Below are 13,718 nucleotides of genomic sequence, written 5' to 3'. Positions count from 1 at the left end.
GAATTTCTAGCATGACGCGCCCCACCCTCAAGGCCATATCGCAGGACTATTGGCACAACAAGTTCCACGATGAAATCCGGGGCGATTGGGGCTCCGCCATTTTTTACCGGCTGCCCGCCTTTGCCCTGGCGCGGGTGGCGATGGCTTTGCACATATCCCCCACCACACTCACCCTCGCAGGCCTGGTGGCCACGGTGATGATGGCTGTTGTGGCTTGGTTCTGGCCACCCAATACGGCACTGCCGCTCTACGCGCTGTTCGGCGTGTTGTTCTCGTTGTTTGATTGTGCCGATGGCCCGCTCGCCCGTGCCACCGGGAAAACCAGCCCGCAAGGCGCCTATCTCGATGCCGCATGCGATGGGGTAAACCGTATCACTGGCCTTGCAGCACTTGGATTGATCACGGATGGCATTTCGCCTGGCCCTGCACCAAGTTGGCTGGCGCTGGGATTGTTCTGCGCCGTCTGCGCCACCTTCGGCAAACTCACGCGCAGCGATTTGAAACTACGCATTCAGCGCACAAAGCCAAACACAAAGGCAAGGCCAAATGTTTTCGAACTGATCCATAGCGGGTTTTCCGGGTTGGATACGTTGCTGCCCTTGCTCGCTTTGCTGGCCTGGTCCGTAGGGCAATTGCCCACCTTGATGATCGCCTTGTGCCTCTATCATGGGGCCGACACCGCGATCGCGGTTGCGTCCGGCTATTTCACTTTGACGAAGCGCTGAACTGCGTCTCGATGGCTGTCCAATCATTGCTGAACAGCACACGCGCTGGCTCATTTACATCGCGGGTCCAGCAATAGATCGCGAGGAAAGGCACATCGCCCGTCATCGTGGCATGCGGCTGGTTCGGCGGGTTCCAAACCGGAACATCCGCATCAAGCCATTGCAGCGGATCACCCGGCTTGAAGCGCCAACCATGCGGCCCGGTCAGCGGCGCATAAAGCTCGGGCGCAGCATGGCAATGATCGCGGTAAAAAGTATGCGGCCCGACAACGAAAAACCCGAGATCGAAATCTTCTGCCGGATAAGGCGAGCCCTCACCCACCAATGATGCAAAAGCATTGTTACGCAGAAATTTGGCGCCGATTTCATCAGCCGGGTACTGCGTGAAAGCGCTCCAACCCAGCACCGGCACCGCAGAAGCCAAGGCGGATGCCAGCCGCGTATCCGTCATCGCAGCCAATGCCTCCCGCGCATGGCTGCGCGCCGGAACATGGCCGGGCTTCACCGCCTGCGGAGCCCCGCGCATCCACCGCGCCAGGCCGTCCATCACATCGGCTTTACCGGGAAATTCGAGCCCGCTGATATAGCGCTCAGTCTCCATGGCCAATTGCATGATCGCCTGCCCGGCAGGATTATCCGCCGTGCCATCCACCTTGCTCAGGGCGCGATAAGCCTCAAGGTCACGCGCATGCAGCATGCCGCGTTGGAAGAAATACATCGCCGCCGCGTAACGCACCGCGCCCGAACCTCTCTCTCCCGGCGGAGAACGAAGATACGTGAGTTGTTCTTTGTCTTCGTCGTTTTGCGGAATAATCTCCGGCATCTTTATTGGTTGGCCGCAATCGCCAGCTGAATGTCACGCTCGCGCCGGCGCTCTGCGCTGGTCAGCAGGAAGGCCGCGATGCCCACGCCCAAAGCCACCACCAGCACAATGATGCTGGCCAGCGCATTGATGTCCGGCGTCACCCCCAGCTTCACTTTGCTCCAGATGATCATCGGCAGCGTGTTATAGCCGGGGCCAGTGGTGAAGCTGGTGATCACCACGTCATCCAGCGAAATGGTGAAGGCCAGAAGCCAGCCCGAAATGATCGCCGGCGAAATGATCGGCAGCGTCACATCCTTGAGCACTTGCCAGGGCTTTGAGCCCAGATCCATCGCCGCTTCCTCAATCGAATTATCCATCGAGGCCAGGCGCGACTGGATGATGGTGGTCACATAAGTCATTGAGAAAGTGATATGCGCGATCAGGATCGTGGTGAAGCCGCGCTGCCCCGGCCAGCCGATCCATTGCGCCATCATGATGAACAGCATCAAAGATGAAATGCCGGTGATCACTTCCGGCATGATCAGCGGTGCGGTGATCAGGCCCGACAGCAATGTGCGCCCGCGGAAGCGGCGGAAGCGCGCCAGCGCTATCCCCGCCATGGTGCCCAGAATGGTGGCCATGGTGGCGCTCAGCAATGCGATCTGCAGCGACAGCCATGCTGCATTGAGAATCTGCGGATTGCTGAACAGCTTGCCATACCATTCCACCGAGAAGCCGCCCCACAATGTGGCCAGCCGCGACTTGTTGAAGGAAAAGAAAATCATCGACAGGATCGGCACATAGAAAAACGCAAAGCCGAAACACATCATCGAAATCAGAAATGTGGAGGTGCGTTTCATTTGTCCGGCCCCGTCTGTGCGCGCGCTTCGAAATGATTATAGGCCATCAGCGGCACCACCAGCAGAAGCAGCAGCGCCACCGCGATGGAAGACGCCATCGGCCAATCATGATTGGAGCCAAATTCTTGACTGATCACATATCCGATCATCGGGTCAGACACATTGCCAACGAGGCTGGGGATTACCAACTCACCAGAGGCCGGAATGAACACCAGCAGGCCACCCGCCACGATACCCGGAATGGAAAGCGGCAGCGTCACATCAAGGAACACTTGCCAGGGCTTCGAGCCCAGATCCATCGCCGCCTCATCCAGCGTGCGGTCCAGCTTTTCGAGGTTGGCATAGAGCGGCAGCACCATGAAGGGCAGATAGGAATAGACCATCACCAGCACCACGGCAAAATTGGTGTTCATCATCTGTATGCCGTCCCAGTGCCAGGATTCAGGCGTGACCAGATTATGGATTTCGGTGAGCAGCCGGTTGAACCAGCTGTTGCGGCCCATCAGTCCCATCCAGGCATAAACGCGCAGCAGGAACGACGTCCAGAATGGCAACACCACCAGCATCAGCAGCAGGCGCTGCGCAGCTTTGGGCACGCGCGTGAGTCCAAGCGCCATCGGATAGCCGACAAGCAGGCAGAGAACGGTGGCGATGCCGGCATTGGTCAGCGAGATGAAGAAAGCGCGCACATAAAGCCACTTCGTCCACAGCCGCGCATAATTGCCGAACCAGGCAAAGGGAAAATCCGCCAGGAACGCGAAGGGCGGCGATTGCGCCGCCGACTTGGCGATGCTCATCACTACCACAATCAAAAACGGCAGCAGGAAAAACAGGATCAGCCAGAGATAGGGCGAGGCGATGATGATATCGCGCCAGCCCCGCCGGTTGAACCAGCCAGCGCTGCTCATGCTTGATCCGCAAATAGCATGACGGAGCGCGGGTCCAGCGTGAGGAAAACCTCATCTTCCCACGTCGCCACGTTTTCCTTCTCGCCGCGCCGTTGCGCATTCACCGTATTGACGGAGACTACCGCACCCGAGGCCAGCTTGATGCGATAGAGCGAGTCCTTGCCAAAATAGCCAAAGTCCTGCACCACACCCTTGATCGTGTTGGCCGCCCCCGAAACTTGCTCGCGCGACAGCAGCACTTTTTCTGGGCGGAACGCACAGGCAATTTTTTCGCCCTGCTTCCAGCCTTGTGATGTGGCGGCGGAAAGCTTGGTGCCCAACTGTGGCACCGAAACTTCCGTCACGCCGCCATCAGCCGCCGTGACTTCCGCTTCAAACATATTGGCCGAGCCGATGAAGGACGCCACAAATTTGCTGTTGGGAAATTCATGGACATCGGTCGGTGTGCCGATCTGGCGCACAATACCACGGTCCATCACCGCGATGCGCGAAGCCAGCGTCATCGCCTCTTCCTGATCATGCGTGACGACCACAAAGGTCACGCCGGTCTTGTATTGAATATTGGCAATTTCAAACTGCGTATGCTCACGCAATTTCTTGTCCAATGCTCCGAGCGGTTCATCCAGCAGCAGCAATTTAGGCTGCCGCGCCAGCGAGCGTGCCAAGGCCACACGCTGCCGCTGGCCGCCGGAAAGCTGATGCGGTTTGCGCCCCGCCAGATGCGTGAGCTTCACCAGGTCCAGCATTTCCTTCACCCGGTCCTTGCGCTGGGCCGCGGTCATCTTTTCGTGCTTCAGGCCGTAGCCCACATTCTTTTCCACGCTCATATGCGGAAACAGCGCGTAGGACTGGAACATCATGTTAACCGGGCGCTCGTAAGGCGGCACCCCCGCCATGTCCTGGCCATCAATGAAAATCTGGCCCGCAGTCGGCGCTTCAAATCCCGCCAGCATGCGCAGCAGTGTGGTCTTGCCGCAGCCTGAACCTCCCAAAAGGGCAAAAAGCTCGCCCTTCCCGATATCGAGTGACACATCATTGACCGCAGCGAAATCAGCAAACTTCTTGGTGACGCTGCGGATGGAAATGAATTGACTGGAAGGCTCCGGCACGGTTGCGCTCAGCCGCCAGACTTGATGGCGTTGAGCGTATCCGTCAGCAAGCGGTCGTCATCCTCGGTCAGCGCCTTGGGCGTATAGAGCGCCGCCATCACTTCCTTGGTCGGATAAACCGCCGGATCTTCCAAGACTTCCTTGTTCACGAATTTCTTCGCGGCCAGATTGGCATTGGCATAATTGGTGAAGTTGGTGCAATCGGCAATCACCTTCGGGTCCATCATGTAGTTGATGAAGGCCAGCGCGTTTTCCTTGTTCTTTGCATCGGCAGGCGAGGCATAGAAATCTACCCAGGCTGGAGCACCCGTCTTGGGCACAAAGTACCCCAGATTGATATCCACCTTGGCATCCGCCGCGCGCGACTTTGCCGTGGCATAATCGCCCGACCAATCATTGATCGCGCAGAGTTCCTTGTTCGGAATGGCATTGAGATAATTCGACGAGTCAAAGGTGCGGATGTTCTTGCGGATCGGCTTGAACAGCTCGATCACTTTGTCCATGTCTTCTTTTTTGTAAGTATCATGCGGCACGCCGAGATAACCCAAAGCCAGCATGATCAGATCGGTCGGCTCATCCAGCATTGAAATGCCGCAATCGGCCAGCTTGTCGGAATTCTCCGGCTTGAACACCGTGTCCAGCGAGGTGAGATCGGCGTTGGGCAAACGCTCTTTCACCATGTCCAGATTATAGGTCATGCCGACCGAGCCCCACATATAGGGGAACGCGTAAAGGTGGCCGGGGTCAAAGCCCTCGGCGATGCGTAGCACGTCGGGGTCCAGATTTTTCCAGTTAGGAAGTTTTGTCAGTTCCATCTTGCCATACACACCTGCCTTTACGAAACGCTGCAGCGTGAGGCCGGAATGATTGACGATGTCATAGCCGGTGGAACCGGCCAGCATCTTGGCCTCCATTTCGTTGGTGGAGGTGTAGGTGTCATAGGTCACCTTGATGCCGGTCTTCTTGGTGAATTCCTCAATGGTCTTTTCACCGATGTAATCTGTCCAGCTATAGACATTGAGAACCTTGTCGGCAGCACCGGCGCGCTGCACGTAGGGCATGGCCAATGCGGGCACGGCAGCGCCGGCCAGTTTCAAGGCGTTTCTGCGGGTGAGTTTCATGTTTCCTCCTGGGATTTATTTTTGAGCAGAGTTTGATTGAGTTCGGCCAATTCGCCAGATGGCGGGCGTTTCAGGTTCATCACTGGAAAAAGCTCACGCAGCTCATCATGCTGCAAGCGCACGCCACGCTCGTGGTCGGACAGATAAAAACCATCAAAGCCGGACGATTTCATGGACTCATTGGACCAGATCGAAAGCTGCATGTCTTCCGCGAATGTTTCACGATCTATGCGGTAGGTCAAATACCTTGCGAGTTTTTCTTCCCGGCTTTCGTCAGGATAATGATAGACAATGCCGCGCACCACGGCGTGGCCCACATCCACCGGCAGTTCCTGGTAGAATTGCACGGATTCGGGCGTCAAAATGAAAACATTGTTAGGAAAGGCGCCATAATACGCCCACAGATTCCGGCGCTCTGGCGGCAGCGCCTCACGGCCCTTGGAGAATTTCAGATAATTCTTCACGCTCCACAGTTTGCCGCCATCCGGCAGATAGGTGCCCTTGGACACCCGCAAACCCGGCGCATAGAATTCATCACGATAAGTGTAGCCGTAAAGATCGTGCAACGCCGGATGCGCCATGGCCACGTGATAACCTTCATTATCCACGTCGCGCACCGATTTCCAATTCACGGATAGGGTGCTTTGTGTCGCTCCTCCAGCGGGTACCACGCTTTCGGTGCGGTGCATGGCGAATTCAGCTTCATAGGGCTTCAGGAATTGCGCCACCGAACCTTGCGGCCCGGATTTGAAACGCACAAAGATGAAGCCCATCCATACTTCCATCTCGACAGGCTTCAGGCCGAACTGGTTCTTGTCCAGCGGCGGATAGGATTTCGGCTGGGCTGGCCCGCGCAGCGTGCCATCAAGATTATACACCCAGCCATGAAACGGGCAGACCAAAGCATTCTTGCAAGTGCCGCGCTCGGTGGTCACCACGCGCGAGCCACGGTGCCGGCACAGATTGTGAAAGGCACGCAACACGCCGTCTTGCCCGCGAATGATCACGGCGCGTTCATTGGCCAGATCGAAAGTGATGAAATTGCCAGGCTTCGGCACATCACTCACATGCCCGGCAATCTGCCAATGGGTGAGGAACAGCCCGTTCATCTCCAGATCGAACATTTCCTCGCTGTGATAGGTCCAGCCCGGCAAGCCGGAACGATCCCAATCATTGCTCGCAGAAGCGCTCACATGTTCAACACTCATGCCGCAACCTCCCTTTTCATTTCATCGATCACCCAGTTGTGGAATTTGTAGATATCGAATTCCTGCGGCATCAAACGACCGCGCTTGAAGGCGGGAGAGCGCAAACCGCGCTGATTCATTTCGGCAGCATCACCATCCTGCCCCATCACGATCTTGGCAAAAGCCGCCACATGAGCCGCATCAAAGCCCGGCTGGTTCAGCGTGGCCTGCGGGAAATACCATTCGGCGGTGAGCCGTGCCGTGTCAGGCCCCGTCGGCATCAGCCGCACGGCGCGCACATAATCCACATGTCCCACCACATACATGGTGGGATAGATCGTCACGAAATTATAGCCATTCTCCCGCTCACGCGCCGTCAGGCCTTCAAACACTGGCCCGCAAGGTGCGCCCGTCATCGTCCAGCTTTCTGCGCCCTCTTTCAGGTTTCGCGTCTCACCATGATCAGGCGACCAATCCGGCGCTTCCTGCGCACTCATGATGCCGCGCCTGTAGAGTGGAACCATGTCGCACAGCTCCGGGTGAATGCCGGGGCAATGCAGGCATTCATTGTAATTATCCCAGAAGCCCTTCCAGTTGCATTCCATGTCCTTCACCCAGCGATGGCCGGTGACAAGTTCATCCATCGGCCAATTGGCCAGCGCCTCAAGCCCCAGATCAGGTGCCAGCGGGCGCGCATCATTGCCGAGTTTCACAAAAATGAACCCGCGCCAGATTTGCAGCTGCACCTTGTAAAGGCTGTGCTCTTCTTTCTTGAAATCATCGGTCGGCGTGGCATGCGCCACCGAAACCAGCCGCCCATCGGCAGCGCTATAGCTCCACGCATGATAGGGGCAAGTGATCAGCTTGCCCAAAGGCTGGCTGGGCTGCAGGCAAAGCTCGGAGCCACGATGCCGGCAGGTATTGTGATAGGCGGTGAGATCGCCATTCGCTGCGCGGCACAGAATGATGCTGGCCCCGGCAATGTCCTCGCGCCGCATCGTGCCGCACTCCAGATCATTCAGCCGCCCCACGCACACCCAATTGTTCAGCCACAACGAACGTTGCTCGCGCTGATACCAATCAGCCGAATAATACGCATCCGGCGGCAAGGCCTCCGGACAATGGTCAAGCAGCGGAGATTGCGGGTGCCGGATGAATGTCATGGCCTACACCTTTAAAACCTTCCCGGTGGGTTGGCGCGGCGGCGCGGCGGATTGAAGAACGGCCGGGGCACCACTTTCGCCTTCACCATCAGCTTTACATATTGCAGCTCACGCAGCGCATAGATTTCGACCCACAGGTCAGAAGCCTTCGCATCGTGATAGGGCCGCTCCAGCATGGCAAGCGCAATGTTGGACTTCAAGACCGGCGACCACACAGCCCCGGTAATATGCCCCACTTCATGCTGCTTGTTGTGATAGATCAGAGAATGCTCGCCGGAAATATTGCCTTCCAGCTCCAGCCCCACCAGAGCCCATTTCGTTGATTTGCTTTCGCGTTCGCGCAGCAGCGCGCGCCGGCCATTGAAGTGCCCCTTGTCGAAATCAATCATCCATTCAAGACCAACTTCGAAGGGCGAGCGCGTACGATCGGCCCGCACGGCTTGGTCCGCCGGGGTGAATTCATAATTGGTGATGATGAAGCCCGCTTCCAGCCGCGCCATGTTCAGCGCTGTGGTGCCGATGGCGCGGATGCCGAACAGCGCGCCCGCGTCGAACAGCAGGTCCCATAATTCGAGCGCTCTGTCGGGCGTGGTCCAGAGTTCATAGCCCAGATCACCGGTGAAGCCGGTGCGCGAAATCGTCAGCATGCCCTTGCCGCCGAATTTCACGCTCATCATCTGGAACGGCTTCAACTCTGCCGCCTTGGCAAAACCCGCCTTTTCCAGAACCGCAAATGCGCACGGGCCCTGCAAGGAAAGCGCCGCGATATAGGTCGTCACATCTTCGACCGTCACATCGTAGCCAATGGCCGCATCGCGGAACCACGGCAGATGCCGCTCCTGGCAGCAAATCCAGTATTCAGTCTCGGCGAAATGGAACAGCGTGCCATCATCCAGCAGCTTGCCTGCATCGTCGCACCAGGCGGTGTAATGCACCTGCCCCACTTTCAGCTTCGAAACATTGCGGATCATCACGCGGTTCAGATACGCCTCGGCATCCTTGCCCATGACGCGGTATTTCACCATCGGCGAAAGATCGTAAACGCTCACCTGATTGCGGATCGCGGTATATTCCATGCTCTCATCGTCAAGCGAGAGTGCGGTCGTGTAGCCACCCCAAGGCGCCCATGAATTGATGCGGTTCAGCGCTGCAACGCGCGGATGAAACGGCGAATGCAGAAGCGGCCGCTGGAAGTGCAGAAGATCAGCCTTCATGCGCGGCCTCCCTTCAAAATCTTGGTCGCCGCGCTCCATCCAGCAGCACCCGAAATGCCGCCGCCCGGATGCGAGCCTGCGCCCGCGAGATAAAGCCCGCTGATCGGGGTTTCATACTGCGCCACACCCGCAAACGGCCGCAGGAACATCATCCGCTCCACCGCCAATTCGCCGTGATGCCAATTGCCACCTACCAGGCCATATTCGCGCTCAATATCTTCCGGCGTCAAAAGCTCGGTGGCGACAACTTGCTTGGAAATGCCCGGCGCATAATGTTCCAGCTGTTTCATGATGGCTTTCAGGAAGGCCGGCTTGGCCTTGGCCCAGCCGCCTTCGGGCGAAGTCGGCGCAAACTGCACATTGGCCGAAAGCACATGATGCCCAGCGGGCGCATATCCGTCCTCAAAGGCTGAAGGCAACACCATCTCCATCACCGGCTCTGGCGAGAATTGATTGTACTTCACCGGATTGAACTGGTTCTCCACCGCGCGGGCCGACGGGGCAATGACCAGACGCGTGCGCAAATTGGCTTCGCGGAAATTAGGTGCACCGGAAAGCGCGAGATGTAGCTTCGCCACCGTGCCGCGCATGCGGATGGATTGCGCCTGCCGCACAAATCCCACATCCAATTGCCGCGGCCCCACCAAGTGCATGAATGTTGTCTGCGGATTGATGGCTGAGATCACCCGCCGCGCCTCAATGCGCTCCCCGGATTTCAGGATTACGCCTATGGCCTTGTCGCCCTCGACAATGATCGAACTGACGGTAGCATCCACGCGCGTCTTCACGCCCAGGGCCACGATAGCCTTGGCCATGCTCTGCGCCACACTGGCCATGCCTCCCTGCGGCAGCGCCAGAGCACCCGCCTTGCCGCGCACATCGCCAGACAGGCGGTTGAGCAAAAGCAAAAGCGAATTCGGCGAACGAGGCCCCATGAAGGCCCCCATCACCGCATCATGCGCGATGAGGCCCTTCAACCGGTCATCGCTCAACTCATCTTCCAGCACATCAAAAACATTGATCAGCAACAGCCGCAGAAAATCCTGCAGCGCTTCCCTGCCCCGCAAGCGCAAACCCAGCGCCAGTTTGCCCAACGCCAGCATGTCATTGCCAGCCTTCGCCTGCAGGCGCGGCGGCACCATCTGCTTGAACGGTTTCAGCGTAGCGGCATGCGCCAGAAGCCGCGCGCGCAGCTCCAACCAAGCTCTGCTTTCAGCTACGGACACGTCGCCTTCCAGCTGCTCGCCAAACGCGCCACCGAACAATAAATGGTCGCCGCTCGCCGAAAGCGCCGTCGTCGCAACATTGCTTTCGACGTAGCTCAAACCATGCTTCGCAAGCTCAAGCTCTTTCTCAACACGGCTATCTAAAACATTGATAAGATGGGCAAGTCCACTCACCTGGTATCCCTTGGCGAAGCTGCGCATATCGGCCCCGCCGCCCAGCACCAAACGTTGCTCCAGCAGCAGAACGCTCTGCCCGCCTTTCGCAAGTTTCCCCGCAGCAGCCAACCCATTGATTCCACCACCAATGATAATCGCATCAAAGGACGGCATAGGGTTCACTCATTGGCAAAGGTGTTTTCAGATCACGTAAAATTTCAGCAGCCGCATTGCGCCCCGGTGCACCCATCACGCCACCGCCCGGATGGGTGGAGGAGCCACACATCCACAAATCCTTGATCGGCGAACGATATTGCGCGGCCCCCGGCACGGGCCGGTTGAACAGCAATTGATCGAAGGTCAATTCGCCCTGGAAGATGTTGCCCTCTGTCAAGCCCACTTCGGCTTCCAGCTCACGCGGCGTGCGCACTTCCACATGCAGCACCAATTTCTTGAATCCGGGTGCGTAGGATTCAATTTGATCAAGACACGTTTTGCCAAACGCATCACGGTCGGCATCCGTCCATTCGCGGCCTTCGATTTTCGGTGGCGCATATTGCACGAAGCAGCTCATGAAATGCTTGCCGGGCGGCGCCATAGTCGGATCAATCGTGGTGGGGATCATCACATCCTGGAACGGGTCGCGCGAGAAATGCCCATCCTTCCAGTCATCATAGGCGCGCTCCATCCGCTCGATGGAGTCAGTAAAATGCAAGTCACCCCGAATGTTCGGCGCTTCCTTTGGCAAAGCCGTGAACCGCGGCAACCCATCGAGCGCAATGTTAAGCTTGCCGGATGAACCGCGGATTTTGAAATTCTTCACCTGCTTCACGAACGAAGCCGGCAGCTCCTTCGCATCCACGCATTTCAGGAACGTGCGCTTCACATCCATGTTGGACACCACGCGCTTGGCGAAAACCTCTTCGCCGCCGCTGAGCGCTACGCCCACCGCGCGGCCATTCTTCACCAGCACGCGGTCAATCGCCTTGCCCGCACAAATTTCACCGCCCGCCGCCTGAAAGCTCGCCGCCAGCGCCTTGGTGATCGCGCCCATCCCGCCACGCGCAAAACCCCAGGCACCCACATTGCCGTCCACATCGCCCATATAATGATGCAGCAGAACGTAAGCCGAGCCTGGCGACATTGGCCCCAGAGCCGTGCCAATGATGGCGGATACTGCGAGATAGGCCTTGATCACCGGGCTCTCGAAATATTCATCGAGAAAATCCGAAATGCTCATCGTCCAGAAGCGCACCATCTCATTGCGCTCATGCTCGGTGAGCCCCATGAACTTCTTGCCGATGAACAACAGCTCCTGCAGATCACGCGGCTTCAGCGACGCCGGGTCCGGCGGCGTGCGCATAAGCAGCGGCCGGATAAAGCGGCAATGCCGCAAGATATCCCGCGAATACCGGTCATAAGCTTCCGCATCGCGAGGGGAGTGACGCGCAAATTCGCGGCGGTTGGCATCATGGTCGCGGAACATGCCGAGATAGCCGCCATCGCGTTTCAGAACCGCGCCGCCTTCATAGGGCAGAATCTGCAAGCCATGTTTCGACAGCTCCAGATCCCGCATGATCTCCGGGCGGAACAGCGAAGAGACATAGGAGCAATTGGAATAGGTGAAACCCGGATGCAGCGAACGCGAAACAGCGGCCCCGCCCACCCAGTCATTCTTCTCGATCACCAGCGTTTTGAGACCGGCGCGCGCCAGATAGCAGGCGGCCACAAGGCCGTTGTGGCCCCCGCCTGCAATGATGGCGTCATACTGGCTCATGCGCGCTTCTCGGTTTCCAGCTGCTCAAGCGTCAGGTCCACCGCACTCTCCACCGCCTTCAGCGTATCCGCCAGGCAAGATTGATCATGCGCTTCGCACATGAACCATGGCTCACGTGAATCCGGCTCGACAATGATGTTCATGTCCTGCAGGTGCCGCGCCATCTTGTCATAGAATGTGTAATCGGATTTCTTCCAGGCGCGGTAGTCCACCGGTGGCTTGGCTGCAAAGAACAGCCCGAACATCGATGAATGCCCTGTGAAGGAATGCACGATGCCGCGCCGGTCGAGGATTTCCTTGATGCCCGCTTTCAGCTTTTCGCCATAGGCCGCTAGCGTTTCCAGCGCAGGTGTTTCATCGAGGATTTGCAGGCAGCGCTCGGCCGCCGCGAGCGAAACCGAATGCGCGGTATAAGTCCCGCCATGTGCAGCGCCACCATAGCGGAATGTACGCATCACATCTTCGCGCCCGCCGATCGCCGCAATCGGATAGCCATTGGCCATTGCCTTGGCGAAAGTGGAAATATCTGGCCGCACCCCGTGCAGCGATTGCACCCCGCCGCGCGCCACGCGGAAGCCGGTTTTCACTTCGTCGATGATCAGCAGCACACCATATTTGTCGCACAGCGCGCGCGCCAGCTTCACAAATTCGGTCGTCGCCGAAATGCCACAGCAATTGCCCAGGATCGGCTCCATCAGCATGGCCGCCAGCTTGTGGCCATATTGCTTGAACACATCTTCCAGCCGTTGCGCATCATTCATCGGCGTGAGATGCACCAGGTCCTTCAGCGTAACCGGAATGCCTTTCGAATAAGGCACCACTGATGGATCCTCGCCGCTCTTCGGATCCCACGCATCCATATTGGCCATCCACATGGCCGCATCGTAAAGCCCGTGATAGCCGCCTTCGATCAGTACATATTGGTCGCGGCCGGTGAAGGCACGCGACACGCGAAGCGCCGCCATCGTGGCTTCGGTGCCGCTGTTCGAATAACGAACCAGATCAACCGAAGGCACCATCTTGGCGATGCGGTCAGCAACGATCAGCTCACGTTCGGTGGAAAGCGCAAACACGCCGCCCACTTCCATGCCCTTCTTTGCCGCTTCGTCCACGCGGTCATCGGCATAGCCAAGGATCGCGGGGCCATAGCCCAGCCGGTAATCGACATAGCAATTGTCGTCGATGTCCCAGGTGCGCCCACCCTTGCCGCGCTTCACATAGATCGTGCGGTCATCGCCCCAATAACGGAAGGTTGAAGCCACGCCGAGCGGCAGGCGCTTCAATGCTTTCTGGAAATGCGCATTGGATTTGGAAAGGTCTCTGCTGTTGCGAATGCTCATTGGGTCCTCACCATTGGCCTTCTCTTGAGGCCCTTCAATCACTTGACCAAAGGCTAGCGGAATTCTGACTGAAATGTCAATCAGTCACAAATAAATGTTGTATTTCATGTATCTATAATTTATAGAT

General features: G+C 57.8%; 12 protein-coding genes. 1 reads left to right on the top strand and 11 read right to left on the bottom strand.

The genetic code is table 11. The features are described from left to right. The first annotated feature begins 11 nt into the window (after nt 1-11). On the top strand, nt 12-725 hold the full coding sequence (locus tag F8B91_RS00340) for a CDP-alcohol phosphatidyltransferase family protein (RefSeq protein ID WP_196501702.1): 714 nt from the start codon (nt 12-14) through the stop codon (nt 723-725). Here the strand turns inward: F8B91_RS00340 and F8B91_RS00335 are convergent. The 11 genes from F8B91_RS00335 to F8B91_RS00285 are packed head-to-tail and all read right to left on the bottom strand — an operon-like array spanning nt 706 to nt 13,591. Next, nucleotides 706-1,548: a dimethylsulfonioproprionate lyase family protein gene (locus tag F8B91_RS00335; RefSeq protein ID WP_210324311.1), complete on the bottom strand. Its 843-nt coding sequence runs from the start codon at nt 1,546-1,548 to the stop codon at nt 706-708. The genes F8B91_RS00340 and F8B91_RS00335 overlap by 20 nt on opposite strands. 2 nt (nt 1,549-1,550) lie before the next feature. Continuing rightward, a complete protein-coding gene (locus F8B91_RS00330) occupies nt 1,551-2,390 on the bottom strand; it encodes an ABC transporter permease subunit (protein WP_196501699.1) in 840 nt (279 codons plus the stop codon). Then, the gene (locus tag F8B91_RS00325) at nt 2,387-3,298 is read right to left on the bottom strand and encodes an ABC transporter permease (protein WP_196501697.1); all 912 of its coding nucleotides are present in this window, start codon (nt 3,296-3,298) and stop codon (nt 2,387-2,389) included. The genes F8B91_RS00330 and F8B91_RS00325 overlap by 4 nt, the downstream gene beginning before the upstream one ends. Next, nucleotides 3,295-4,419: an ABC transporter ATP-binding protein gene (locus F8B91_RS00320; RefSeq protein ID WP_196503844.1), complete on the bottom strand. Its 1,125-nt coding sequence runs from the start codon at nt 4,417-4,419 to the stop codon at nt 3,295-3,297. The genes F8B91_RS00325 and F8B91_RS00320 overlap by 4 nt, the downstream gene beginning before the upstream one ends. Further along, nucleotides 4,416-5,528 carry a polyamine ABC transporter substrate-binding protein gene (locus F8B91_RS00315; protein WP_196501695.1) on the bottom strand — a complete coding sequence of 371 codons (1,113 nt, stop codon included), beginning with the start codon at nt 5,526-5,528 and terminating at the stop codon, nt 4,416-4,418. Before F8B91_RS00315 ends, F8B91_RS00320 begins: the two co-directional genes overlap by 4 nt. Next, on the bottom strand, nt 5,525-6,736 hold the full coding sequence (locus F8B91_RS00310; protein WP_196501693.1) for an aromatic ring-hydroxylating oxygenase subunit alpha: 1,212 nt from the start codon (nt 6,734-6,736) through the stop codon (nt 5,525-5,527). The genes F8B91_RS00315 and F8B91_RS00310 overlap by 4 nt, the downstream gene beginning before the upstream one ends. After that, on the bottom strand, nt 6,733-7,878 hold the full coding sequence (locus F8B91_RS00305; protein WP_196501692.1) for an aromatic ring-hydroxylating oxygenase subunit alpha: 1,146 nt from the start codon (nt 7,876-7,878) through the stop codon (nt 6,733-6,735). The genes F8B91_RS00310 and F8B91_RS00305 overlap by 4 nt, the downstream gene beginning before the upstream one ends. Nucleotides 7,879-7,889: 11 nt before the next feature. Next, the gene (locus F8B91_RS00300; RefSeq protein WP_196501691.1) at nt 7,890-9,092 is read right to left on the bottom strand and encodes an aminomethyltransferase family protein; all 1,203 of its coding nucleotides are present in this window, start codon (nt 9,090-9,092) and stop codon (nt 7,890-7,892) included. Beyond that, complete coding sequence (locus F8B91_RS00295; protein ID WP_196501690.1) at nt 9,089-10,648, bottom strand: phytoene desaturase family protein; 1,560 nt, start codon at nt 10,646-10,648, stop codon at nt 9,089-9,091. The genes F8B91_RS00300 and F8B91_RS00295 overlap by 4 nt, the downstream gene beginning before the upstream one ends. Then, the gene (locus F8B91_RS00290; RefSeq protein WP_196501689.1) at nt 10,635-12,251 is read right to left on the bottom strand and encodes a phytoene desaturase family protein; all 1,617 of its coding nucleotides are present in this window, start codon (nt 12,249-12,251) and stop codon (nt 10,635-10,637) included. The genes F8B91_RS00295 and F8B91_RS00290 overlap by 14 nt, the downstream gene beginning before the upstream one ends. Then, on the bottom strand, nt 12,248-13,591 hold the full coding sequence (locus F8B91_RS00285) for an aspartate aminotransferase family protein (protein WP_196501688.1): 1,344 nt from the start codon (nt 13,589-13,591) through the stop codon (nt 12,248-12,250). Before F8B91_RS00285 ends, F8B91_RS00290 begins: the two co-directional genes overlap by 4 nt. Nucleotides 13,592-13,718 lie beyond the last annotated feature (127 nt).

The organism is Aestuariivirga litoralis, from assembly GCF_015714715.1.
Classification (GTDB): domain Bacteria; phylum Pseudomonadota; class Alphaproteobacteria; order Rhizobiales; family Aestuariivirgaceae; genus Aestuariivirga; species Aestuariivirga litoralis_A.
Note: the sequence above shows the minus strand (reverse complement) of the source record. Positions and strands in the feature narration are given on the sequence as shown.